The sequence below is a fragment of the Roseobacter insulae genome (assembly GCF_019375555.1).
In the GTDB taxonomy this organism is placed as follows: Bacteria; Pseudomonadota; Alphaproteobacteria; order Rhodobacterales; family Rhodobacteraceae; genus Roseobacter; species Roseobacter insulae.
In genome coordinates, this window is record NZ_JAHXDN010000005.1 from 420,685 (window position 1) to 444,688 (window position 24,004).

The window sequence follows — 24,004 nt, forward strand, 5'->3', positions numbered from 1 at the left end:
CTATGACCGTTCAATCAGACTATTCGGAGAAACGGCCCCCTCTGCTCCGTATCCTTCAAGCTTTCGTGGATATCCGCGAATTGATGCTGATTGTTCTGATCGCGGCCATCATCATCGTGATGTCCAACCTGAACCCCTATTTCTTCAGTTTTTCCAACTTTCGTGCCGTGGCCGTCGGCATGGCCCCGACAGCAATCATTGTGATTGGCATGGCAATCCTTCTGGCCTCTGGCGGGTTTGATCTATCGGTCGGGTCGGTCATGGCGTTGTCCTCAACTGTGGTCGCGATGTTGCTTTTGACAGGCATGCCCATTCCGCTTGCTGTCATTCTGGGCCTGATCCTTGGCGGTGTGGTGGGCGTTGTGAACGGCGTGCTTGTCACCGGGCTGGGGATTAATCCGCTGATTGCGACGCTCGGCACAATGTCGATTGCGCGCGGCATTGCGCTGGTCCTGACGGAAGGGTTTTCCGTCTCCAGCCTGCCCGTCTCCTTTGCCTGGATCGGCAAGGCTGACATCGGCGGTTTTCCGGTGATCGTGTTGCTGACGATCTTGCTGGTGATCGCTTTTGATCTGGCGGTCCGTCATACCCGGTTCTTCCGGCAGGTCTACTTCATCGGTGCCAATGAGAAGGCGGCGATGCTGTCTGGCATCCATGTCACCCGCGTCCGCATCATCCTTTATGCACTGACCGGCGTTCTTGCGGCCCTGGCCGGGGTTCTTCTGGCGTCCCGCCTGATGAGCGGCACACCCACGGCTGGCAATGGCATTGAGCTTCAGGTTCTGGCAGCGGCCGTCATTGGTGGCGCGTCGCTTCGCGGCGGCGAAGGCACGATCCTCGGTGCATTCCTTGGCGTGGTCTTTGTCGCGCTGATCAACAACACGATGACCATGCAAGCCGTATCGATCTACTGGCAGATGATCGTCATCGGCGGGGTCCTGGTTTCCGCCGTGGCACTGGACATGCTGATCCGAAGCAAACGGGGCTGACCCCTGTTTTCAAGACAATCCAACATCCAACGATCCGAACAAGGGAGATCACCATGACTGAAATGAACGTAAACCGGCGCAAGCTGCTGACCGCAGGCACCACCGCGGGACTCGCCGCCGCCTTTGGCTTGCCCATACTGTCGAAAGAAGCAATGGCACAGGCGGCTGGCAAGGAATATGTCTTCCTGTCGATTGTCACTCAGGTGCCGTTCTGGGTGGACTACCGCAACGCAATGAAAGACCTCGAAGAGCTGATGGGCATCAAGGCCACTTTCACAGGCCCGCTCGATTTCGACACTGCCGCGCAGGCGCGGCAACTTGACGAACTCATTGCACGCCGCCCCGCTGGCATTCTGATCTTCCCCGGTGACCCGGCCACGCTGGCGCCGGGCGTCGAACGCGCGGTTGAGGCTGGTATCCCGGTGACGTGCTGTATCGGTGACATCCCCGATAGCCCCCGGTCAACCTTCCTGGGCATCAACGGCGTGCAGGCCGGCCGTGTTGGTGGCGAAATGCTGGCGCAGGCGATCGGTGGCAAAGGCAAGGTCATCCTTGGCACCTTCCCTGCCCCCTCCACGCTGGAACGGGTTGAGGGTTACAAACAGATCTTTGCCGAGAACTACCCAGACATCGAAGTCGTCGATGTGGTCAACGACAAGGCTGATCCATCCTACGCACCGACGGCCTATCTTCAGGCGATTCAAGCCAACCCGGATATCGTCGGCATTGGCGGTACAGACGGGGACAGCGGCAAAGGGGCTGCAATTGCCGTCAATGAAGCGGGGCGCAAGGATATCAAGATCGTCGCGATGGACCGCAACGACGACATGCTTCCCTACATCGAAGACGGCACAATTTACGGCGCTGTGGCACAAAAATCCTATCTTGAGATCTTCCTCGCCTTCCACATGATGCATTGGCAAAACACCGATGCCCTGAAGGTCCTGCCGGATTGGAAAGCCGCCGGGATCAACCCATTGCCCGAACGTGTCGAAACAGGCGTCATGCCGATCACGGCCGAAAACGTCGCGCAGTTCAAACACGTCTAAACATCGCACCCGGCGCGGCTCCTTCGCGCCGGGTGTCTGCTTGCGGAGCAACACCTCTTGTCTGATCGCTGGGCCGTCATAAAGCTGCAAAATCACGATCTGGATCTCACGATCCTGCCTGGGATCGGTGGCCGCCTCTGGGACGTGACAGTCGAGGGCCGCTCCTTGCTGTTTCAAAACCCCGACCTTGTCGGGTTGCCCTTCGACACATCCGATCTTGCGGGTCTGCCAACAAAGTCACCGCAATTTGGCTTTCCGCTATGGGGTGGTGAAAAGACCTGGATCGCGCCGGACACGGACTGGGTGAACGGAGCGCCCTACCGCGTTCTGGACAGTGGTGCCTATCGGATCACAGCAAAGCAGAGCGATTTGGTCGAATTGACCAGTGAGGTCTGTCCCTTGACGAGCCTCTCCGTGCGACGCCGTATCGCGCTGACCTCTGCAACGACATGGACCATCGATCACTTGGTGACCAACAATGGCGCTTCACCGCGCAGGACGGGGATATGGTCCGTCATGATGATCAACACGCCCGCCAAGATCGGGGTGGCGATGGACAATCCGGAATTCCATCCCGTCTTTGGTCAGGCCAGGCCTCTGGTTGAAACCCACAACAGCGGCGTCGTGGCAAGTTGTGCGAGGCGGCAGGAATTCAAAGTCGGTTTGCCAAACCGCCAGGGAAAGACACTCATCAAATTCAACGAGGCCGGGCCGTTTCTGATGTGTTCGGTCCCAAAGCCATCACCAAAAGACAGGTTTGCGCATCAGCACCCCGTGGAGATCTTCAATTCAGGCGATTATCCCTACTGCGAGGCGGAGTGGCATTCACCAATGACTGAACTCATGCCCAGCGAAACGCTGGGTTTTCAACAGCACTTTCGCTTTTGGTCAACCGAAACAACGGTGCCCGCAGACCAGACAATCTCAGAATACGAGGAACTCCTGTCATGCATGTCATGATAACCGGTGCCGGTGGGCATTTGGGCCGCAAACTGTTTGACGCGCTTGAGGGTGACCCGGATCGCACTGTCAGCGGGATCGACATTCGGCCAGTGGATCACCCGAACATTCACATCGCGGACCTGTCTGACGACGCCAGTTGGGTTTCGCTTCTTGAGGGGGTGGACGTCATCGTGCACCTTGCGGGCGACCGGGAGCCTGGGGCCTCTTGGGCGTCCGCCATCAAACACAACATGGACGCGACCCTGACCCTCTACCACCATGCTGCAAAAATGGGTGTTGGCCGGGTTGTCCTCGCCAGTTCGAATTGGATCCACGGCGACAAACGGTTCACAGATGACAGATTGGATTCAACCACGCCCCCTGGCCCGATCAATGCATACGGGATGTCAAAACTGTTCTGCGAGCGGACGGGGGCATACTTTGCAGAGCACCACGGGCTTTCCGTCATTTGCCTGCGTATTGGCTGGACCCAATGGACCCATGACAACCAGCCGGGGCCGCATATGGCTATGGGCCGCTGGGGTCAGGAAATGTGGTTGAGTGACAGGGATTTTCTGAATGGAATGCGCGCTGCGATCAATGCAGAAGGCGTTCAATTCGCCGCTTTGAACTTAATGTCCGATAATCCGGGTATGCGGTGGGACATCTCCGAAACTAAGCGTGTCATCGACTACCAGCCGCAAGATGGCAGCCCCGCTAAGACACCCCCCCTAATTGTATTCAAATCCGCAATCAAAGGCATACTATCTTTCCACGCCATCAGATTTGCCGAGGGTTTTTTCCCAGACTGGTAGGAAAGGCCTTATAATGGTCGACAGAGTTGCGCTGCTCAGATTTCTACATACTCAGATTTCTACATATCGGAGCAAATTGGCTGAACACGACCGGGCCAAGAACCTCCAAGGACGGCCGCAGTTTGCTCGGGGACCGGACAGACCGCTCAGATTGGCAGAGAATAGAAAGCAAATAGGCGGGCTTACGCGCCTTGAATGCCAGCTTCCTCACTGGCATAAGCCCAAGCCGACCCAAATCCTGCCGTAAATTCTGTCACTACATGTCCGGAAAAAACGTGATCGCCCTTTTAGGAGGTCGCAAGGAGAATGTGATTTTGCTCGCTCAAACGAGCCGCAATGGGACCAAACTACCTTAACCGCAGAATACCCGACATTGCACGCCGGAAGGCAATTCCAAGTTGCACAAATGGTGCACAGAGTGCCACTTATCTTATTGAATATTATTATAAAAATGCCCAATCCATCACAGGACAATGCAATGACCGCCCTCCAATGACTGCTTCGAAACGGTTTTCAAACCCTGGTGCATATTGCAGCATCTGCCACTTTGCGCTCAGAGCGGACACTCCACCCATAAAAAACGCCCCGCAGTTTCCTGCGAGGCTTGTTCAATCTCAATTCTCAAAAAAGGCTTAGCCCTTCTCCTCCACGATCTCCACCATATGCGGGATGGAGTTGATCATGCCGCGCACGCTGGCTGTGTCTTCCAACTCGCGGGTCTTGTGCATCTTGTTCAGGCCCAGGCCGATCAGCGTGGCGCGCTGTTTGGCGGGGCGGCGGATCGGGGAGCCGATCTGCTTAATCACAATCGTCTTGGCCATGCTCATGCCTCCTCAGCCACTTGCGCGGATGTGTCCACGGCGTCTTCACGCTTGGGCAGAATGTCGGCCACCTTCTTTCCGCGACGTTGCGCGACCGAGCGGGGGCTCGATTCCTTTTTCAACCCGTCCATGGTGGCGCGGATCATGTTGTAGGGGTTCTGCGAGCCGATGGACTTGGAAACCACGTCCTTCACGCCCAGCATCTCGAACACAGCACGCATCGGACCACCGGCGATGATCCCGGTTCCTTCCGGCGCGGTGCGCATGACCACTTTACCGGCGCCGTGACGGCCTTCCATGTCGTGGTGCAGCGTCCGACCTTCGCGCAGTTGTACGCGGATCATCTGGCGCTTGGCCTGTTCGGTGGCCTTGCGAATGGCCTCGGGGACCTCCTTCGCCTTGCCCTTGCCGAAGCCGACACGGCCCTTCTGGTCACCCACAACCACGAGGGCTGCGAAGCCAAAGCGCTTACCACCTTTTACGGTTTTCGACACACGGTTGATCGCGACCAGACGGTCGGCGAATTCCGGTGCTTCGTCACGATCGCGGCGCGGGCCGCGACGGTTTTCACGTTCTGCCATTGAGAACATCCTTTGATATCTGGGCAAGCGCCCGGTTCATTCAATCCAAGTGAGCCAACGGCCCCCGGATCATCGAGGCCGCCCGCGCGGGGCGACCTTCAGCTCTTAGATTTTCAGACCGCCTTCACGGGCGGCGTCGGCCACGGCCTTGACCTTTCCGTGAAAGAGGAAACCACCCCGATCGAAATAGGCTTCTTCAACGCCAGCCTTCTTCGCGCGTTTCGCGATCTCGGCACCGACCTTGGTGGCGGCTTCGACGTTGTTCTTGCCCACAACACCGAGCGCCTTTTCGAGCGTCGAGGCAGCGGCGAGTGTTTTGCCAGCCACATCGTCGATCAACTGCGCGCTGATGTTCTTGTTCGAGCGGTGAACCGAAAGGCGCACGCGACCCGCGTTTACCTTGCGGAGTTTGTTCCGAACGCGCAGGCGGCGCTTGAGGAACAGTTGTCTCTTGCTGTTTGCCATTATCTTGCGTCCTTACTTCTTCTTGCCTTCTTTGCGGAAGATGAACTCGCCCTTGTAGCGGATGCCTTTGCCCTTGTAGGGCTCGGGCTTGCGCCACGCGCGGATGTTCGCGGCAACCTGACCAACAAGCTGTTCGTCAATGCCTTCCACCACAACTTCGGTTTGTTTCGGCGCGGTCACGGTCACACCCTCGGGCGCTGTGTAATCCACGTCGTGGCTAAGGCCGAGGTTCAGCCGCAGGGTGTTGCCCTGCATCTGCGCCCGGTAACCCACACCCTGGATCTCCAGCTCCTTCTTGAAGCCCTCTGTCACGCCGGTGACAAGGTTTGCCACCATCGTGCGGGACATGCCCCACTGCTGACGCGCGCGCTTGGATTTGCCGCGCGGCTCGATGGAAACAACATTGTCTTCGACCTTCAGAGACACGTCATCCGTGGCCTTAAAGGAGCGCGTGCCCTTGGGGCCCTTCACTTCGATGGTCTGACCGCTCACGGAGGCGGAAACACCGCTGGGCAGGTCGACCGGTTTTTTACCAATACGAGACATGAGCCCCTCCTTAGAAGACGGTGCAGAGCACTTCGCCGCCGACGTTGGCGCTGCGTGCTGCTTGGTCCGACATCACACCCTTGGGGGTGGAGACAATCGACACGCCCAGGCCCTGACGGACAACGGGGATGTCATTGACGCCCATGTAGACGCGGCGCCCGGGTTTGGAGACCCGCTTGAGCTCGCGAATGACAGGTTCGCCTTCGTAGTATTTCAGGCTGATCTCGATGGCCGGGTGGCCGTCGGCACCGGTGGTTTTTTCATAGCCACGGATATAGCCCTCGTCCGCCAGCACATCCAGCACCCAGGCACGCAGCTTGGAAGCAGGTGTGTGGACTGTGGATTTGCCGCGCATCGAAGAGTTCCGGATGCGTGTCAGCATATCTGCGATAGGATCGTTCATGTGATGCGCTCCTTACCAGCTCGACTTGACCATGCCGGGGATCTGGCCGTTCGAGCCAAGGTCCCGCAGCGCGATCCGCGAAATTTTCAGTTTGCGATAGTAGGCGTGTGGACGACCGGTCAACTGGCAACGGTTGTGCAGACGCACGGCCGAAGAGTTGCGCGGCAGTTTCGCCAGCTTCAGGGAGGCGCGGAAACGCTCTTCCATCGGCTTTTCCTGGTCATTCACGATTGCTTTGAGTTCAGCGCGCTTGGCGGCGTATTTCTTCACCAGAGCTTCGCGCTTCTTCTCGCGTTCGATCATAGATTTTTTAGCCATGTCTAATCCTTCCCGCGCTTATGAATTGAAAGGCATGTTGAAAGCTTTCAACAGGCTCTTTGCTTCAGCGTCGGTTTGCGCCGTTGTGGCGATCACGATGTCCATTCCCCAGTTCTCATCGATCTTGTCGAAGTTGATCTCCGGGAACACGAGGTGCTCTTTGAGGCCCATGGCATAGTTGCCACGCCCATCGAAAGACTTGCCCGATACGCCGCGGAAGTCGCGGACGCGGGGCATTGCAATCGTGATCAGACGGTCGAGGAATTCATACATGCGATCGCCGCGCAGGGTCACTTTCGCGCCCATCGGCATGTCTTCCCGCACGCGGAAACCCGCGATGGATTTCTTGGCCACAGTGGTCAGCGCCTTCTGGCCGGCAATCAGCGTCAGATCTTCCACCGCCGATTTGGCTTTCTTGCTGTCACGCACGGCTTCGGCACCGCAGCCGATGTTCAGGACGATCTTGTCCAGACGCGGGATCTGCATGTCGTTCTTGTAGCCGAATTCCTCTTTCATCGCGGCACGGATCGTGTCGTTATAAACGGCCTTCAGGCGGGGTGTGTAGGTTGCACTATCAAGCATCGATCACGTCCCCCGTGGTTTTGGCAAAGCGCACTTTCTTGTCACCGTCGATCTTGAACCCGACGCGTGTGGGTTTGCCGTTGGCATCCACGATGGCGAGGTTGCTCAGATCAAGCGGCATCGCCTTGGGGATACGGCCCCCCTGGCTTTCCTGCGACTGGCGCGTGGCGCGGATGGAGATGTTGATCCCCTCGACGACGGCCTTGCCGGATTTCGGGTCCACGGACGAAATCGTGCCCGTCTTGCCCTTGTCCTTGCCCGCCAGCACGATGACCTTGTCACCTTTTTTCAACTTGGCAGCCATGATTACAGCACCTCCGGCGCGAGCGAGATGATTTTCATGAAGTTCTTGGCGCGCAGTTCCCGCACAACCGGGCCAAAGATACGGGTACCGATGGGCTCGTTGTTGTTGTTGAGGATGACGGCGGCGTTGCGATCAAAGCGGATCGCGGTGCCGTCTTCGCGGCGGACTTCCTTGGCGGTGCGCACGACGACGGCTTTACGCACGTCACCCTTTTTCACACGGCCGCGGGGGATGGCTTCCTTGACCGACACGACGATGATGTCGCCGACGGACGCGTATTTACGCTTGGAACCACCCAGGACCTTGATGCACTGAACACGGCGTGCGCCGCTGTTGTCAGCAACATCCAGGTTGGTCTGCATCTGGATCATTTGGTTTCTCCCGACCTTTGGGGGGCCGATGCGTGGCCATATCCCCAGGGTTTCGAATTAAGGGCGGTGCCTCAGGCCTCGGCGGCCTCCAGCACTTCCCAACGTTTGGTTTTCGACTTCGGTGCGCATTCGATGATGCGGACGGTATCGCCCACCTTGAACGCGTTCTTCTCATCGTGCGCCCGGTATTTCTTGGACTTACGGATGGTCTTTTTCAGAACCGGATGCGTGAAGCGGCGCTCGACGTTCACGGTCACGGTCTGGGCGTTGGCATCAGAAGTGACGACACCCTGCAGGATACGCTTTGGCATGAGGGCTCTCCTTATTCAGATGCTGCAGCTTGGGCTGCTTTTTGGTTCAGCACAGTTTTTACCCGGGCCGCGTCACGACGCGCCTTGCGGATCTGTGCGGGGTTCTCCAACTGGCCTGTCGCTTGCTGGAAGCGCAGGTTGAAGGAGGCTTTCTTCAGGTTGGCCAGCTCTTCACGCAGCTGGTCTGGCGTCTTGTCGTGCAATTCCTTGGCGTCCATCGCCCTATTCCTTTCAACATCACGAGTAGGCCGCATCAGATGCGTCACCCTGATTCCCGTGGAGTCCATGATGAAGGGGCCGTATAGGAGGCTTGTGAGGCTAAGGCAACCCCTTATTCTCTTGAGAAAACGCCTTGATCACAAAGCCGCGCCCGACCCGAGGGGCAGGAACCGAAGCGCCCGCGCGACGGGGCGGTGCGCGCACTGCCAAAACCTTGCGCATCGGACCCGTTCGGTGGGTTCCCTCGCATATCCGAAAAATGCTGCGAATGGCAGCGCGCAGCCCATCCTGTGATTTGGATATTCTCGCTGCGTGCGCTCGCAGCACCAAGTTTTCTGCGCAAGCGTAAATTTCCACGATGCGGTGCAGCGTCGTTTCCGGCCATTCGTCCTCAGCGCGGCAATTTTAAAGCAGCAGGTTCACAGGTTGCGGGACAAATCTGCCGTTAAAACGCAGCATAGCAAAGTCCGCCTTCGAACCTGGAGTTCGAATACGGGGATGTTGATTCAAGAGATTGGTTTAAACTGTCTGCCAATCCGAAATGAAGGTTTACAACTACATTCGCTGCCGTTTCGTATCTTTGGCGACTTGAACCACTCAAGTAAGGGCGCGGGACACAACCAGCTGCCTCACACACCTTGAGCTGTGACCAGTTGGAAATGCAGAACCCGTTCATTTCATCAGGTTCTACTTTCCATAAACTGGCTAACGGTCAGGCAAGCTCACGCGCAATGTGGCGTGCCTGGGCCTGAGCTGAGGCGACCGAGGCTACGTGACGCTCATCAGCGAATTCCTGATACTCGGCCGCAGCTTCGAACATGCGTTCTGCGCCCAGGTACTTGCGCAATGTGCTGATATGCGCAGAAAGGTGACCCGAGTCATTGCGAATCCCACCGTCCTCAAAGCCGAATTCGCCAGCCGATGTCAGCAGCACCAGGGTTTTGCCGGACATGATCGGTTCCAGGGGGAAGTCGCCGCGCGCCAAGTCAAACGTAAATGTCTTGTTGATCCGGATGATCTGATCAAACCAAGCCTTCAGGGCTGCGGGCATGCCGTAGTTGTACATGGGCGTCGAAATCAGCAGGATGTCGGAGCGGTCGAGTTCGTCAATCAGCGTATCAGACAAGCTGACCAAAGCGCTCTGTTCGGGGGTGCGTTCCTCTTCTGCTGTAAAGACGGACGCGATCCAATCGTTGGAAATGAAATCCGGCGGTGTCATTCCGACGTCACGCAGAATAATTTCGACGTCCGGATCAACCGTTTTCCATTCTTCTACGAAACTGTCCGCCAAAGCGCGGGAAATGGAGTTATAGGCCGCAACAGGGTTGTCGGTGCGGCGCACGCTGGCGTCAATTCTCAGGATTGTGGTCATCTTGTCACCTAGTCAGTTTGCAATGAACCATTCAAAAGTGAAGCCAGTGACGCGCAGGTACAAATGAAGAGAATTCTGAATAGAGTGAACTGACCTCACCCATCTCCAATCGCTGAAAAAATCTTCTCCAGATGAGACGCCGTCGCAAGTACATCCGCATCCCTGTTTGCGCCGCCGCTCAAGGATAGGCTGCCCCCCGGTCTCCGTTCTCCAACCGGAATGGAAATTGTTGGGGCATTGAGGAAGGCGGCTTTCATCGATACCGACAGGATAAGGGCGTTCTCCCGTGCAAAGACCCCTTTATCGCGGGTCACGGCCTGAACGGACGGCGGGTACGAGGGCAATGTCGGGTAAAGCAGCATCTTCCCTGCCAGCTCCCTGCCAAAGTCCGGGATGAGGGCCCGCCGGATTTCCAGCAATGCCTGCAGATCTGTGCCAAGGATTGAAGCTGCCTGAGCAAGGCGATCCTGCACATTTGGGTCCAGTCTGGCCTGCTGGTCTCCGACCAGATTTGGCAGAAGACGAAAGGCTTCGGCACTCACCAGCGTTCCATAGGCTTGGAAGATCTCCGTGACACGAGTGAAGCTTTGGACGTCAACTCTTTCCAATTCGATGCCATGCTCGGACAAATGCTGCAGGGCCTGTCCGTACATAGCCTTGATTTCCGGGGTAAATCCCACCAGGGCATCTTCCCTCAGGCACAGAATTTGACGGCAGGCGTGCCCGGTTTCTTTGCAATCCGACAAAACGCGATCCACAGCGCAAATCTGACTGACATATAAAGCGAGTGAGCCTGGCGTATCCAGAGAAGGCGCCAGAGGTAAAATCCCGGCGCTTTCATAGCGGTCCATAGTTGGGCGGAACCCCACCAGGCCCTGACAGGCAGCCGGAATGCGCACGGAGCCGGAGGTATCTGTGCCCAAGGCGATGTCGGCCAAGCCCAGGGCAACGGCTGACGCCGATCCGCTCGAGGACCCTCCAGGCACCATTGTGCTATCCAACGCATTCAGAGGGGTGCCGAAATGCGGATTGACTCCGAGCCCGGAGAAGGCGAATTCCGACATGTTCACATGGCCCAGAATGATCGCGCCCGCGGAACGGAGCCTTGCCACGATCGGGGCGTCATTGTCTGCTGGCTGAGGGTCGATGGCCAAAGATCCCGCATGGCTTCGGAGCGCTTGCACGTCGATATTGGCCTTCACCGCAAGAAACCGGCCGTCCAACGGGCCAAGCAGCTTCCCTGCGGCCTGCCGCGCGGCGGCGGATCGGGCATCCTGCAACAGTCTATCTGGCGCAACGCCGAGGAATACCTCGCGCTGCGCGTCGAGCGAAGCCAGGAAGTCGCGCGCCCGTTGAAGGATATTCATGTCGTCAGGACCGGGGCCTGATAATAGGGCAGTTCTTCAACCCGCACGCTTTGCCGGTCTGCCTCATATTGCGCGCGCACGTGCTGCGCGATCTCTCCGAGAGTGGCGAACCAGACGTCACCCCTGTTCAAGATAGTTTCCATCCAGTCTTCCACCTGCCGCCACCGCGCCAAGCGCCCGGTCAGGAAGGGATGCCAGATGCCAATCCAGAAGCCGCCTTCTTCGTATTGGGCTTCGAATTCCTCCCAAAATGGGGTCAGCCCGGCGCGTGGCCCGGCGACGGGCATCATGTAGCCAATCTCCTCAAAATGGGCGAATTGCGGCCAGTCGTCGGTCCCCCAATGCGATGGAAGTTCGACCAAAGTCCGCCCGCCGGATCGCATGAGATAGGGTACATCATCCGCCATCAGCGAACTGTCATAGTCGAATTCATGCTTGTTCAGCAGGTCGATGACGGCTTGCGTCACATTGTAAACCGGCGCGCGATAGCCTTTTGGCACATTGCCCAGAACCCGCTTATGCGCTTCCAGCGCGCGTTCAAACCAATAGGCTTGTTCAGACGCGCTGTGGTTTGTCGGGTCTTCGTGCAAATAGCCGTGATGGCCGATTTCATGACCATCTTTCAGGATGGCTTGCATAGCATCTGGATATTGCTCCACGACCCATCCGGGGGCGAAGAAGGACTGTTTCAGCCCGAGACGTTTGTAGGTTTCGAGAATCCGTGGGATGGCAACCGTCGGCCCGTAGCGCCCCATGGAGATCGGATAGAGGCGATCATGCCCGTCGACCGGCTTTGCGATATGGATCAGGCTGTCCGCATCGATATCAAAGGTGATCGCACAGGCGCATCGCGCGCCGTTCGGCCAGATAATTTTCTTCTGCATGGTCTTGCTCCTCTGTCACTATTGCGGGGCGTTTTTCGTTAGCCAACCGTCATACCAGCGCTGCAATGCGGATTTGACGGCGGCATATTCACTGGCGCTCAGCCTTTGATCCGCGGCGCGCTGCATACCGTCGGTGATGTTTTGAAGAATTCTCTTTTCGTCGCACTTTTTGGCTTCGCCGTGCGAAACGGCCAGTTGTCCGCCGGTGAAGACGCTCTGGATATCCGCGGATTTTGCCGAGCTGACCAACAGCTCAACCGGATCAATGCCAGGGTCCAACCAGGGCCCTTCAAGACGGTCCAGGCGCAGGATCACAAAGTCGGCGCGTTTGCCGACGGACAGGCTTCCGATGCTGTGATCCATCCCCATCAAACGCGCGCCACCCATAGTGGCCATGTCGAAAACATCCTTCGCGGTCAGGCTAGGGTTCACCCGATCACTTGACCAATAAAGGCTTTGCGCCAAACGCATTTCGGCGAACATATCGTCATCGCCTGCCAGGCTGGTCCCATCCATCCCCAGTGCGAGGTTAATGCCCATCCGCTTCATTAATGGCGCGGGAGCAATGCCGGACCGCAGCCGCAAATTGGAGCTGGGATTGCACACGACATGCGCGCGCGCCTCGGCCACGCGCGCCAGATCTTTTTCGCCCGCCCAGACCATATGCGCCAAGGATAAGCCGTCAGAGAGCAGGCCAGCTTTGCCCAATTCTGCGATGGCACCCTGAAAACTCCAGGCTGTAGCCGACAGGTGTTGCAGCCGAGACTCCTCGGCATGGGTGTGAATGCGCTGGCCGCTTTTGCTAACCTCCCTGGCGATGTCGCGCAGGGTCTCTCGGCCCGTCCAATGCGGTGCCGTGGGGCCGAACCACACATCAGCGCATTCAAAAGCCCTGTATTCGCCATGCATCCGGGACAGAAACCGCACAAAGCTTTGCGGATCAATACGTGTGCGCGCAACGTGCTTGCGCTGCAGTTTGCATCGCAGAACCTCGGGCAAGGTGGTCAGAAACGACTGGCTTTGCCCGTGTGGATGCACAAGCTGGTTGTGCCATCTCTCGCCCGGCGCGATGGCACAGGACAGGCCAAGCCCATTATATACGGCGATTTTGTCCCTTATCTTCGCTTCGACAAAGGCCGCTGTGTGACCCGCGGTGCAGGCATCCACAACAGCCGTTACCCCATTCTTCAGCAAGCGCATTGCCGCGTATTCGGTGGCGAGGCGCGGCGCAACGTCGGCTGCGCCAGCGGAGGCGAAAATCCAAGGCTCTAACAGGTCATCCCGTATACCTTGGTTGATCAGGTTCACCCCATAGCAATGGTGATGTGCATTCACAAACCCGGGCAGGATCGCCGCGTTTGTGTCCGAGTGCACCCTTGCGCTGGGATAACGTGACTTTAATTCGGCCAGAAGCGCCAAGCCAGCTATTCTGCCGTCTAGAACATAAAGCGCGTAGTCGTTGTGACTGTGAAAGGCATCTTCGATGATCCAGCGGGCGGAAAATATGTCGCCGCCATCAGCCGTCATGAACAACAAATTCCAGCGCGCTCGGCTTACCTTCGTCCCCGTTGACTGGAGTGATATCCTGCGGGCAGGCCGACATCACGGCGTAGACTGGCATCTCGGCTTTGAAGGTCATGCTGTCCCCCGGCTTTGACACTGGCGCAGCCCAGGCAAGGCTGCCATCAGGGTGAACTGGGACGTTCATCCAAAGATTGAAGGGCGCCGGCACATGCGGTGCTTTTGTCCCGATAGCAAGCAAGGCCTGCCTCAAGTTGTCGGCGCAATTGTCGTGGTAATCAGTGACACCCAATTGCTTGTACCGGTTGGCATCGCAAGCGGCGATCGTTGTGTCATGAACACCCGGCGATGTGTCTTGGGTCAGCGTCAAAAGAGGATTGCGCAGATTGCTGACCAACCTGTCGCCGACCTTTGGGAAAACAGACAGAAGATCCGTGTGAACATGCGGCATAGACAAATATTCATGCAGCTCTGCCGCATTGAACGCCCAGAAATCGCAGACTTGCCAGCCGGTCGGATTGGTGATGGTCAAAGTCCGCCCAGCTGTCAAACGCACCGCGACACCGCAACGCGCTGGCACTGTATACCGTTCTGCAATGACCGGGATGCCGTCGGCAGAGACCGTGCTGTCCAGTGTTTGATTGAAACCATCGGGCTGGGAAGGGTCAAAACTTTGCATGCGCAAGAACTCCTGATTTGGGGTTCAGAAACGCATGCTTCTCGGCAATTTAGAAATGACAAAAATTCAAGCGACGGATTAGATCGTTGCGGTCGCGCTATTCTTCAAAAAACCTTTGACCTACGGCGCTGTCGCGAAACTCATCTGCTTGGTCCAATAGCCATTCCCGGAACACACGAACGCGTGCACGATTGGCGTAAGTTTCCGGGCAGACGAGAAAATAGCTCTTGTTTTTCAATGCCGTGTCAAAGGGGGCGACCAGCATATTGCGTTCCAGAAAACGCGCGGCGGCTAAAAGGCTGACCAGGGCCACACCATGACCATCGCTTGCCGTCAGCAAGCAGATGTGTTCCTCGGAATAGGTGACATAGGGCTCGACATCACCAGTCTGCAAGCCAGCCGCGTCCATCCAGCGCTCCCAACTCGGATCCGCATCGGAAAACCCGCTCCATTGATATTCGATCAGACGAGACTTCAGAAGATCTTCGGGGGAACTCAGTGACTTCGCCTTTTCCACGCTGCAGACAGGGGCCACCCAGTCATTCAAGACCCAAGCCACATTGCTGTCAGGATAATCGCCATAGCCATACCGAATGGCCACATCCACATCGCTGGATTTGAAACCCACCAGCTGATCGCTAGACAGAACCCTTACCGAAATCTCCGGGTATTTCTCGTAAAAGCCTCGCAGCCGCGGGCTCAGCCAATTGGCGGCAAAAGACCCGGTTGTTGAGATCGTCAATGTGCCCGCAAGGTCGTCTTCCTCCAGCGCGAGAGAGGCGGCTTCGATGTTCTTGAAGGCCTCAATGATGTGGGGCGCGTAATTGGCCCCATCCTCCGTCAGTTTCAAGGCGCGGGTCAGCCGGTGGAACAGGGGCACCCCAAGTTGATCCTCCAGCGATTTGATCTGATGGGAAATGGCAGTCGGAGTGACGCATAATTCATCGGCGGCATCCTTGAAACTCAGATGCCGGCAGGCCGCTTCGAAGGCCTGAATGCTTTTCAACGACGGTATCTTCGCCATGACGCGCGGCTTTGCTCTCCTGATGCGATGCTATTTCGTCGCTCTACTCTAACCCGATTGCCAGTTCACATGTGGGCGAAATTCTCAGCTGTGAGGTGAAAACATCTAATTTGAGAAGATTGGGCATTCTCTCTTGAATTTGCGTGAAAGTTGGGAGGTTGTCTTGGATTCATTTTTGAAAGTCACCGGCATCGACAAGTCGTTTGGCGCCGTTCGTGCATTGCACAACGTCAATCTGCTGGCCTCGAAGGGCGAGTGCATTGCGATTTTGGGCGAGAACGGCGCGGGGAAAACCACGCTCGCGAGTGTTCTGATCGGTCTGTATCAGCCCGATAGCGGTGAAATCAAACTGGGCGGAACACCTGTTTCGGTGACCAGCCCAGCGAAAGCTATTGAGCATGGGATCGGCATGATCCACCAGCATTTCAGCCTGGTCGGCGCAATGACCGCCGAAGAGAACATCCTGATCGGCTTGCCCAGCACAAAGAGGGGTGCCGAAGCGCGGGCGCGCATTCGGCAGCTTTGCAGCGACTTTGACTTTAACGTCGATTTCGACATCCGCGTCACGGAAATGCCTGTGGGCATGAAGCAAAGGGTGGAAATCCTTAAAGCGCTGTTTCGCGATGTATCGATCCTGATCCTGGATGAACCCACCAGCGTTCTTGCCCCGACCGAAGTCGCGCCGTTTCTCAAAGGGGTGCGCAAGCTGGTCGCCAACGGCTGCCTTGTCTTTTTCATCAGCCACAAGCTCGATGAAATCCGCGAGATTGCCGATCGCGTCATGATAATGCGCCATGGGCGTGTTGAGGGAGTTCTTCCGGTTGCGACCACGCCCATGGCCCAGATGTCAGCGCTTATGATGGGAGACAAGCCGACCGGCGAAACGGTCGAGACGCCCAAGGCCAAAAAGGCGCGCAACGACACCAGCTCAGCAGCGGACGCTCTGGTTGTCTCTGATGTCTGCCTGATGGATCCAGGCGGCGCGGAAATCCTGCAGGATCTGACCCTCTCCGTGAAGGCTGGCGAAATCCTTGGCATCGCCGGGATCGACGGCAATGGCCAGACGGAGTTGAGCGAGGTGATCACCGGCCTCAAGAGGCAAACCAGCGGCGCCATCCACCTTAATGGCACGGAGATATCAAGCGCCTCCATCGCTGCGCGCATTGCAGATGGCATAGGCTTCGTTCCCGAGGACCGCCATGCCGAAGGCTTGGTCCTGTCGCTCACTGTCGAAGAAAATATGGCCTTTCGATCCATTGGCGAAGACAGGTTCATGTCTGGCGGTCTGATTTCCCGGCGCGCGATGCACGAGATCGCAAGCGACGTGGTCGCGGCCTTTGACATTAGGCCCCCAGACCCGAAATTGAACGCCTCGGCTTTATCCGGCGGCAATCAACAAAAAATCGTTCTGGCCCGTGAAGTGGCCCGGGCGCGCAATCTCTTGGTCGTCGTACAGCCGACGAAAGGGCTTGATGTCGGCGCGACGGAATTTGTTCAGAACCAGATCCGTGCCGTCGCCCACAGCGGCGTGGGGGTGCTCTATATCTCCACTGAACTTGAACATGTGCTCGACATCTCTGACCGCGTCGCCGTGATGGCCTTTGGCCGGATCACGGGTGTTGTCGATCCAGAAAACACAACTCTTCAAGACATCGGGCTCTTGATGACCGCAGCGCCGGAGGAGGTACTATGAACAGATTTACCATGCAACGCCGGATTGCGATTGCTTTGCTTTCAGCGCTGAGCGTTGGCGGCGTGCTGATCCTGCTGGACGGGCACAACCCGTTTGAGGCCTATAAGGTTCTGTTTCTGGAATCTTTCCTGAATTACTGGGGCTTCTCCAATACTTTGGTCAAAGCCTCGCCGATGCTTCTGGCCGGGCTGGCCGTGATCATTCCGATGCGCGCCGGTGTGTTCAACATCGGTGGCGAGGGGCAGATCTATATTGGTGGGTTGTTCGGCGCCGTCTTCGCTTTGGCGATCCCCGATCTGCCCGGTCTATTCGGTGTGCCGCTGATATTTATCGCCGCCGCCGCCGGCGGGGCGTTCTGGGCGGCAATTCCTGCGTATCTCAAAGCCTATCGGGGCACGAATGAGGTCATTGTCACGCTGCTGATGAACTTCATTGCAATCCACATCGTCAGCTACGCCGTGGCCGGGCCGCTATTGGCCGAAGGCGCGCCATATCCTTATTCCGAGGAAGTCTCAGAAGCCTATCGACTGCCTATTCTGATGCCGCGATCTGATACCCATGTGGGCTTTGTATTCGGGCTGGCCATGACGGTCATCTTGTATTTCTGGCTGCGTTTCACGCCATCGGGTTTCCACCTGGACCTTGTGGGGCGCAATGCGCGGGCTGCGGCCTATGCGGGTGTGGACCAGAAAAAGACCGTCATACGCGCCATGTTGATTGGCGGCAGCCTTGCAGGCATGGCCGGCGCAATCGAGGTGATCGGGTTGAAGTACCGCCTGTTCCACCTGTTTAGCGATGGCTACGGCTATGACGGAATTGTCGTCGCCTTCCTTGCGGCTCTTAACCCAATTGTCGCGCCTTTGACCGCGCTGTTCCTTGCCGGGCTCTCTGCCGGCGCGGGAACGATGCAGCGTGCTGTCGGGGTCGATAGTTCCGTCATCGAAGTGGTCGAGGGGCTCGTCGTGGTTCTTGTCGCCGCCGCCCTCGTGACACCGCGAACCAGGCCAATATCCATTCTGAAACCCCTGGCAAGAAACCTGCGGCTGCGCCGCCAAACACAACGCCAAAAGAAAGAGGCATAGACTATGATTGATCTTGTTTTGCTGGGCGACGTCCTTGCCGGAACCGCCCGATTGGGTACGCCAATTGCTTTTGCCGCCCTTGGCGGGGTGATCGCGGAACGTGGCGGGCTGTACAACATCGGCCTCGAAGGTCAGATCCTCGCCGGAGCGCTAGGCGCTGCTGCTGGTTCTTTCGCAACGGGCTCCGCCGTGATCGGGCTCGGATGCGGGATCATTTGCGGCCTGATCTCTGGCCTGCTGCTTGGGTATATGTCGATCCGGCTGCGCATCAACCAGCTGGTTGGCGGTATCGCGCTCAACCTGCTGCTGGCCGGACTCACAGCTTTTCTGTCCCGTCAGATATTCGGGGCTCAGGCCGGAGGGGCGCGGGTAAACGGGTTCTCACAGATCAATATTCCCTTCTTGTCAGATCTTCCCGTCGTTGGCCCGTCCCTGTTTTCCCAGGATCCGCTGTTCTACCTATTGATCGGAGTGGCAATAGCAGCCTGGTTCTGGCTGATGAAATCCCACAAGGGTCTGGACCTGCGCGCCGTTGGCGAAAACCCGAAGGCCGCGGACCTGGCCGGGGTTCCTGTCTTTCGCATGCAATATCTCGCAATTGCAGTCAGCGGTGCTTTCGCGGCGCTGGCCGGGGTGCATCTGGTCTTATCGCAAGTCTATGTGTTTGCGGAAGGCATGAGCGCGGGCAAAGGCTTCATTGCGCTTGCGGCAATCATCTTGGGACGTTGGTCGCCCATCGGCGCGATCTGCGCGGCGCTTTTCTTCGGCTTCTGTGATGCGGTGCAGTTCAAACTGCAATTCACCTCGCCAGATATTCCCTATCAGCTCTTCCTGATCTTGCCATACCTCGCATCGCTCATCGCACTTGTGGTCCTCGGCGCCAAGGCCAGCGCACCTGCAAGCGTCGGACTGCCCTACGACCGGGAACATCGGTAAATCTCAGCCGTGACGTGAGAAACCATCGTTTTTCACGTCGCGATCCTCCCGTCACCCTGACAACACATATCCAATATGGGAGAACAACAATGCAATTGAAGTCCAAACTATTGGCGGGGCTTGCGGCACTGATGTTGGCCGGGCCTGCGGCCGCTGACGGGATCGAGCGCGCCGCGATCGTTATGCCCGGATCGATTTCTGATAATGGCTGGAACCAGGCCGGATTCGAAGGTCTCACCAAGGCAGGTGAAGCGCTCGGCTTTGAAGCCGCCTTTTCCGAAAGCGTGCATCAGCCGGAACAAATCGAAGTCCTGAGCGACTACGCACGCCGGGGATATGACCTTGTGATCGGTCACGGCGGAGAATTCCAGGACGCAGTGGAACGTGTCGCAGCACGCTTCCCGGAAACCATGTTCATGGTGAACAACGGACTGGGCACAAAAGACAACATCGCCAACGCGGATTTCTATTTCAGCCAAATCGCTTATCTGATGGGCTACGTGGCGGGCTCCATGTCAGACACAGGCACCATCGGCATCATCGCCGCGCAGCAGTTCAAATTCACGACCGACACGGTCGCCGGCTACGAAGCGGGGGCCAAAGCGGCCAATCCGGACGTCAGAGTTCTGGTTACCTGGACCGGCGACTGGGATGACATCGCCAAGGGCAAAGAAGCTGCCTTGAACCAAATTTCCCAAGACGCCGATGTCATCTGGCCGACAATGGACAGTGCGACGCTGGGCGCCATGCAGGCCGTTCAGGAAAAAGGCGTCTATGGCATCGGCATCTATCGTGATGCGATCAACGAATGGCCGGAAATCCTGCAATCCGCTATTCTGGATGTCCGAGGCAACATGCGGTCCTACCTGGAACTGGCAACTGCTGGAAAACTGGAAGGTGCGCTCTACCGGGCGGATATGGGCAATGAACTGGCCATGCGGATCGGGTCGTTCCACCCAGATATCCCGGTGGACGTTGTGGATGAAGTCAACAAACTGATCGACGCCATGAAGTCCGGCACTTTGGTTGTAAATCCACAATAAGACCTCACTAATAATCGCTCCTCTTCTAACTCTCGCCCCCAAGTCTGGGGGCTTTTTCTTAGTTAGAGAAATCAATGATTGAAGCCTTTCGCTGGTACCGCGTGGGACTGCGTTACCCCCGGTTTCGCCGGAGTCGCTAGGCTTTCTATTGCTGGTTTTCAGTTCGGCAATACCCGCCAATGAACAAATCCAGGACTGCCTAAGGTCCAACCATGCAAACCCTCAATCAACACCATCCTTGCAAAATTTGTGACCAGACATCCATGCACATCGCAGCATCGGTCAAACTGGGCTCTCTGCTGCACAATGCGTCTGCGGCGTTCCCCGAAGAGACAGCAAGCTGACAACGGCCATTCCAACCACCAGTAAACTGAGGCGTCAGCGCTGTGCTGATGTCTGGGTTTGGCGGGAGGATTGGAGGGCGCACAATGCCAAGAGTCCAACTTCCCGCTGTCATCCCGTAACGAAGAGCTTGGAACAAGGGCCGGATCATCGGCCAGAAACGACCGCTGTTGCCGAAACAGGTCTGGGCAATCCGCGCGCGGCTCGAACTGGCGGGCAACCTGCGCGACCTTGCGCTGTTCAACGTGGCAATTGATAGCAAGCTTCGCGGATGCAATCTGGTGAAACTGGCCGTCGCCGACCTGGTGAGGGATGATCGCGGTCGCGAACGCGTGTCTGTGATCCAGAGCAAAACCAAGCGGCCTGTTCAGTTCGAACTCTCTGAAAACACGCGGTATACCATTGTCGCATGGATCAAGTCACCGGAGATGCCCGGCTGCCGTTTCATGTTTCCCAGCAGATTTCATGACAGTCCGCATATCTCAATACGCCAATATGGCCGGCTTGTAAGGGATTGGGTGGCCGCAATTGGGCTGAAGCCCAGCAGATACCGCACCCATTCGCTGCGCCGGACCAAAGCAGCGGAAATCTACCGCAAAACCGGGTATCTCCGGGCAGTTCAACTCCTGCTCGGAAACACAAAGGTAGACAGCACTGTCAGATACCTTGGCGTCGAACTTGAAGATGCGCTGAGCATGGCCGAGCAAATCGACATTTGAACCACGCTGGCGGACGGCTCGCGCCGTTCGCCAATCCTGAGCAGACCTGCGTGCGAGTCGCAGCGGTGGGTCGGACCGAACCCAAACTCACTGATGCTGCAAGCCGCGCAAATGGCCGCTATTCAATCTCGGCGGTAAGCCGTTTGGCCAGGATGCAGATCAGGATCACGGCAATGACGAGAAACACAGCGCCGACCATCCACGCCGTCGGTGTGGAGTAGACCTCAGCGATGGCTCCCGCCAAAACCAGACCCAAAGCTGCTCCAAGTTGCTGTATCAGCGACCTCAGAGATAGCATTGTGGATCGCTGGCGGTCTTCTACGCACCTATGAAGAATACTGCTGGCCGGCGTCTCAGAAACACCAAGAACAACGGAATAGAAAATGAAAACCGTCACAAAGCCGACGATGCTGCCCTGCAAAGCCAATGCGATCTGAACCCCCGCCATGCAGGCGAAAGCCGCCGCAAGTGTAATCGCGTGCCGTCTCTTGAAAATGCGACTGATGCGCGGTGACAGCCAGGCACCGAATGCGATTGAGAAGAAGTAGGTCGCGGTCAGGACACCGATAATTGTATTTGCATGGCCTTCCTCCAACATGGGCTTTGCATGGACCGGCCAGATCACCTCTACCGGGTTGGTTGCCATTAGGAAAAACGCCAGAGCGGCCAACAGTACCGATAACGCCGGATGTCTCAGTGCGAGAAGACCTGCGTCTTTGACCACCAACGGTACAGCTGCGAACCCCTGTTTCAGAGCATGGGGGTTCAGCGGGCGCGGTTTTTCCACAATGAAAAAAAGGGTATAGACGAACACCCCAAGCATCACTGCTAAGCTCGCCGCGTAAGACACATCATAGACACTGACACCCAGTCTCTCTGCCACCGAGCCAAAGAGATCGGGCAAAAGGCCTCCCAAAACGGCCCCCACCGCCAAGCCCATGGCATTAGCCCATTGCGCTTTTGCGAGAGCGGGTTGCGCATCCACATTTGGCGCAGCGGCGTTAAAGGTTTCAACGAACCAAGCGTCGAGCGTGCCCGACCGTAGTGCACGTCCAAACCCGATGAAGGCAAATGAAAGTGCGAGAACATAGAAATCGCTTGTCGAGAGAAAGAGTGCGAGGGAGATCAAGCTGGCGACGACCGCTGCCAGAAAGACCGGCTTGCGTCCTATGTTGTCGGCCAATCCGCCGAACGGGAGTTCCATCGCCATGGTCGTAAGTGAGTAGACCCCAAAAAGTAGCGAAATCTGGAAGAGGTTCATGCCTCGATCGGTCAACGCCAGGGCAACAACGGCAACTGTCAAACCCATCGCAAAACGATCAAGAAACTGGTGGGCCTGAAACACCCGGATGTGCCGTCTAGCTGGAACGGTCAGCGCAGCGAAGGAGAATTCAAATTCCGTTGCCATGGTCGCACCTTCGGCTTTGCGGGCAACTTGCGCAATACCTCCGCAGAGCCGATGTCTATCCCGCGTGCACTAAAGCGGTCGTTCGAACAAGCCCGGCGAAATCCCCGTTTGTCCGCTTCACTGGCTTTGACCCTCATCAACCTGTCGCACGGCTCACTGGCTGATCCAGAGCATTCCCCGACACAGGTCCGCGCGCGCCGATGACACCAACATCGACTGTGCCACTCCCTTCGCAGATTGACCAAGGTATCTGCCTGGGGCCCCACGTCGGCAGCGCCTGCGCGTGGCAACGGACAGTTAACTTTTGTACACCGCACGCCCGCTTAACCCCGCCCGCCGCGCACAGTCGGTGCACAGCCTGTGCACGACCTGTGCACGGATGGAACACCGCGCAAAACCCCCGCTTTTCAGGCGGTAACCCGGGTTTCCGAACCCGAGTCCCACAGCAGCGATTTGGCGCTCGACGGGGTGTTGCGCGGTCGCCCCGTTAACCCCTCTCGCCAGCGCCGTGTCGCTCAGCTAAGACAGGCCCATGTCCACCATCGAATCCCTCTTCGTGACCCGCCTCTACCGCGCCGCTCTCTCGGAGCACGGCAAACCCATCAATACGGCCGAGTTGGAAGCCTCCTGCTGGTCCATCGCCGAAGATGACGAGGCAGGCCAGAACTGGTGCGAGGAAAACGGCTACCCTGGCTACACCAGCTATGCCTCGCTGACCGACCTGCCTTACCGTTTCCCGATCTTCAAGGATCTGGTCAAGGTGCTGAATAAGCACGTGAAGGCCTTCGCCAAAGAGCTCGCCCTTGACCTCGGCGACAAGCCTCTGAAGCTGGAGGATATCTGGATCAACATCCTGCCTCCCGGCGGCATCCACACCTCCCACATCCACCCGCATTCGGTGGTGTCCGGGACCACCTATGTGGCCGTCCCCGCGGGGGCAAGCGCGCTGAAACTCGAAGATCCGCGCCTCGGACTGATGATGGCCGCGCCGCCGCGCCGCAAGGACGCACCTGCGGAGTTGCAGACCTTCAGCTACGTTGCCCCCGAGCCGGGCGAGGTGTTGCTCTGGGAAAGCTGGCTCCGCCACGAGGTGCCGCTGAACATGGCCGAGGAAGAGAGAATTTCGGTGAGCTTCAATTACAGCTGGGGTTAGAGGTCGGCTGTGCGGACAAACCTGCCGTTTGACTGTTGGACGATAACGGCTGCAGGCAACCCCAA

At 57.5% G+C, this 24,004-nt stretch carries 28 protein-coding genes; 10 read left to right on the forward strand and 18 right to left on the reverse strand.

What is annotated here, in order from left to right; all coding sequences use genetic code 11:
* Window positions 1–2: 2 nt before the first annotated feature.
* Genes KX928_RS19205 through KX928_RS19220 form a run of 4 tightly spaced genes read left to right on the forward strand, consistent with a single transcriptional unit; the run spans window position 3 to window position 3,795 of the window.
* On the forward strand, window positions 3–989 hold the full coding sequence (locus KX928_RS19205; protein ID WP_257883944.1) for an ABC transporter permease: 987 nt from the start codon (window positions 3–5) through the stop codon (window positions 987–989).
* Window positions 990–1,042: 53 nt separating this feature from the next.
* The gene (locus KX928_RS19210; RefSeq protein ID WP_219505922.1) at window positions 1,043–2,038 is read left to right on the forward strand and encodes a substrate-binding domain-containing protein; all 996 of its coding nucleotides are present in this window, start codon (window positions 1,043–1,045) and stop codon (window positions 2,036–2,038) included.
* A 57-nt stretch (window positions 2,039–2,095) separates the two neighbouring features.
* Window positions 2,096–2,998 (forward strand): DUF4380 domain-containing protein, encoded by a 903-nt coding sequence (locus tag KX928_RS19215; RefSeq protein ID WP_219505925.1) that lies wholly within the window; start codon window positions 2,096–2,098, stop codon window positions 2,996–2,998.
* Window positions 2,986–3,795, forward strand: coding sequence for an NAD-dependent epimerase/dehydratase family protein (locus KX928_RS19220; RefSeq protein ID WP_219505928.1), 810 nt, complete (start codon window positions 2,986–2,988; stop codon window positions 3,793–3,795). The genes KX928_RS19215 and KX928_RS19220 overlap by 13 nt, the downstream gene beginning before the upstream one ends.
* A gap of 632 nt (window positions 3,796–4,427) precedes the next feature.
* Here KX928_RS19220 and rpmD read toward each other — a convergent pair.
* From rpmD to gcvA, 17 genes are all read right to left on the reverse strand, one after another.
* Window positions 4,428–4,616, reverse strand: a complete 189-nt coding sequence (gene rpmD, locus KX928_RS19225) for a 50S ribosomal protein L30 (protein WP_219505931.1) — start codon at window positions 4,614–4,616, stop codon at window positions 4,428–4,430.
* Window positions 4,617–4,618: 2 nt separating this feature from the next.
* Window positions 4,619–5,197 carry a 30S ribosomal protein S5 gene (gene rpsE, locus KX928_RS19230; protein WP_219505932.1) on the reverse strand — a complete coding sequence of 193 codons (579 nt, stop codon included), beginning with the start codon at window positions 5,195–5,197 and terminating at the stop codon, window positions 4,619–4,621.
* Between the two features lie 105 nt (window positions 5,198–5,302).
* Window positions 5,303–5,662: a 50S ribosomal protein L18 gene (gene rplR / locus KX928_RS19235; protein ID WP_219505935.1), complete on the reverse strand. Its 360-nt coding sequence runs from the start codon at window positions 5,660–5,662 to the stop codon at window positions 5,303–5,305.
* Window positions 5,663–5,674: 12 nt separating this feature from the next.
* Window positions 5,675–6,208 carry a 50S ribosomal protein L6 gene (rplF, locus tag KX928_RS19240; RefSeq protein WP_219505937.1) on the reverse strand — a complete coding sequence of 178 codons (534 nt, stop codon included), beginning with the start codon at window positions 6,206–6,208 and terminating at the stop codon, window positions 5,675–5,677.
* A gap of 10 nt (window positions 6,209–6,218) precedes the next feature.
* The gene (rpsH, locus tag KX928_RS19245) at window positions 6,219–6,611 is read right to left on the reverse strand and encodes a 30S ribosomal protein S8 (protein WP_195819744.1); all 393 of its coding nucleotides are present in this window, start codon (window positions 6,609–6,611) and stop codon (window positions 6,219–6,221) included.
* Window positions 6,612–6,623: 12 nt separating this feature from the next.
* Window positions 6,624–6,929, reverse strand: coding sequence for a 30S ribosomal protein S14 (rpsN, locus tag KX928_RS19250; RefSeq protein ID WP_219505940.1), 306 nt, complete (start codon window positions 6,927–6,929; stop codon window positions 6,624–6,626).
* An 18-nt stretch (window positions 6,930–6,947) separates the two neighbouring features.
* Window positions 6,948–7,511, reverse strand: coding sequence for a 50S ribosomal protein L5 (gene rplE / locus KX928_RS19255; protein ID WP_219505942.1), 564 nt, complete (start codon window positions 7,509–7,511; stop codon window positions 6,948–6,950).
* Window positions 7,504–7,815 carry a 50S ribosomal protein L24 gene (gene rplX / locus KX928_RS19260; RefSeq protein ID WP_219505944.1) on the reverse strand — a complete coding sequence of 104 codons (312 nt, stop codon included), beginning with the start codon at window positions 7,813–7,815 and terminating at the stop codon, window positions 7,504–7,506. The genes rplE and rplX overlap by 8 nt, the downstream gene beginning before the upstream one ends.
* A 2-nt stretch (window positions 7,816–7,817) precedes the next feature.
* Window positions 7,818–8,186 (reverse strand): 50S ribosomal protein L14, encoded by a 369-nt coding sequence (gene rplN / locus KX928_RS19265; RefSeq protein ID WP_011567679.1) that lies wholly within the window; start codon window positions 8,184–8,186, stop codon window positions 7,818–7,820.
* A 71-nt stretch (window positions 8,187–8,257) separates the two neighbouring features.
* Window positions 8,258–8,497 (reverse strand): 30S ribosomal protein S17, encoded by a 240-nt coding sequence (gene rpsQ, locus KX928_RS19270; RefSeq protein ID WP_219505945.1) that lies wholly within the window; start codon window positions 8,495–8,497, stop codon window positions 8,258–8,260.
* An 11-nt stretch (window positions 8,498–8,508) separates the two neighbouring features.
* Window positions 8,509–8,715, reverse strand: a complete 207-nt coding sequence (gene rpmC, locus KX928_RS19275) for a 50S ribosomal protein L29 (RefSeq protein WP_219505947.1) — start codon at window positions 8,713–8,715, stop codon at window positions 8,509–8,511.
* A gap of 713 nt (window positions 8,716–9,428) precedes the next feature.
* On the reverse strand, window positions 9,429–10,088 hold the full coding sequence (locus tag KX928_RS19280) for an FMN-dependent NADH-azoreductase (RefSeq protein ID WP_219505948.1): 660 nt from the start codon (window positions 10,086–10,088) through the stop codon (window positions 9,429–9,431).
* A gap of 95 nt (window positions 10,089–10,183) precedes the next feature.
* Window positions 10,184–11,455 (reverse strand): amidase family protein, encoded by a 1,272-nt coding sequence (locus tag KX928_RS19285; protein WP_219505949.1) that lies wholly within the window; start codon window positions 11,453–11,455, stop codon window positions 10,184–10,186.
* Window positions 11,452–12,339 carry a polysaccharide deacetylase family protein gene (locus tag KX928_RS19290; RefSeq protein WP_219505950.1) on the reverse strand — a complete coding sequence of 296 codons (888 nt, stop codon included), beginning with the start codon at window positions 12,337–12,339 and terminating at the stop codon, window positions 11,452–11,454. Before KX928_RS19290 ends, KX928_RS19285 begins: the two co-directional genes overlap by 4 nt.
* 18 nt (window positions 12,340–12,357) lie before the next feature.
* A complete protein-coding gene (locus KX928_RS19295) occupies window positions 12,358–13,866 on the reverse strand; it encodes an amidohydrolase family protein (RefSeq protein ID WP_219505953.1) in 1,509 nt (502 codons plus the stop codon).
* Window positions 13,856–14,539, reverse strand: coding sequence for a DUF1989 domain-containing protein (locus tag KX928_RS19300; protein WP_219505956.1), 684 nt, complete (start codon window positions 14,537–14,539; stop codon window positions 13,856–13,858). Before KX928_RS19300 ends, KX928_RS19295 begins: the two co-directional genes overlap by 11 nt.
* A 97-nt stretch (window positions 14,540–14,636) precedes the next feature.
* On the reverse strand, window positions 14,637–15,563 hold the full coding sequence (gene gcvA, locus KX928_RS19305) for a transcriptional regulator GcvA (protein WP_219505958.1): 927 nt from the start codon (window positions 15,561–15,563) through the stop codon (window positions 14,637–14,639).
* Window positions 15,564–15,726: 163 nt separating this feature from the next.
* On the opposite strand from gcvA, the gene KX928_RS19310 reads away from it, so the two are divergent.
* From KX928_RS19310 to KX928_RS19330, 5 genes are all read left to right on the forward strand, one after another.
* On the forward strand, window positions 15,727–17,256 hold the full coding sequence (locus KX928_RS19310) for an ABC transporter ATP-binding protein (protein WP_219505960.1): 1,530 nt from the start codon (window positions 15,727–15,729) through the stop codon (window positions 17,254–17,256).
* Entirely contained in the window at window positions 17,253–18,338 is a 1,086-nt protein-coding gene (locus tag KX928_RS19315) for an ABC transporter permease (protein ID WP_219505962.1), read from the forward strand. Before KX928_RS19310 ends, KX928_RS19315 begins: the two co-directional genes overlap by 4 nt.
* 3 nt (window positions 18,339–18,341) lie before the next feature.
* Entirely contained in the window at window positions 18,342–19,274 is a 933-nt protein-coding gene (locus tag KX928_RS19320; protein WP_219505964.1) for an ABC transporter permease, read from the forward strand.
* An 89-nt stretch (window positions 19,275–19,363) separates the two neighbouring features.
* Entirely contained in the window at window positions 19,364–20,317 is a 954-nt protein-coding gene (locus KX928_RS19325) for a BMP family protein (protein WP_219505966.1), read from the forward strand.
* A 488-nt stretch (window positions 20,318–20,805) separates the two neighbouring features.
* Window positions 20,806–21,378, forward strand: a complete 573-nt coding sequence (locus KX928_RS19330; RefSeq protein WP_308342393.1) for a tyrosine-type recombinase/integrase — start codon at window positions 20,806–20,808, stop codon at window positions 21,376–21,378.
* A gap of 118 nt (window positions 21,379–21,496) precedes the next feature.
* On the opposite strand, the gene KX928_RS19335 is transcribed toward KX928_RS19330, so the two are convergent.
* The gene (locus tag KX928_RS19335; protein ID WP_219505971.1) at window positions 21,497–22,786 is read right to left on the reverse strand and encodes an MFS transporter; all 1,290 of its coding nucleotides are present in this window, start codon (window positions 22,784–22,786) and stop codon (window positions 21,497–21,499) included.
* A 532-nt stretch (window positions 22,787–23,318) separates the two neighbouring features.
* Between KX928_RS19335 and KX928_RS19340 the strand changes: the two genes are divergently transcribed.
* The gene (locus KX928_RS19340) at window positions 23,319–23,939 is read left to right on the forward strand and encodes a TIGR02466 family protein (RefSeq protein ID WP_219505973.1); all 621 of its coding nucleotides are present in this window, start codon (window positions 23,319–23,321) and stop codon (window positions 23,937–23,939) included.
* Window positions 23,940–24,004: the final 65 nt, after the last annotated feature.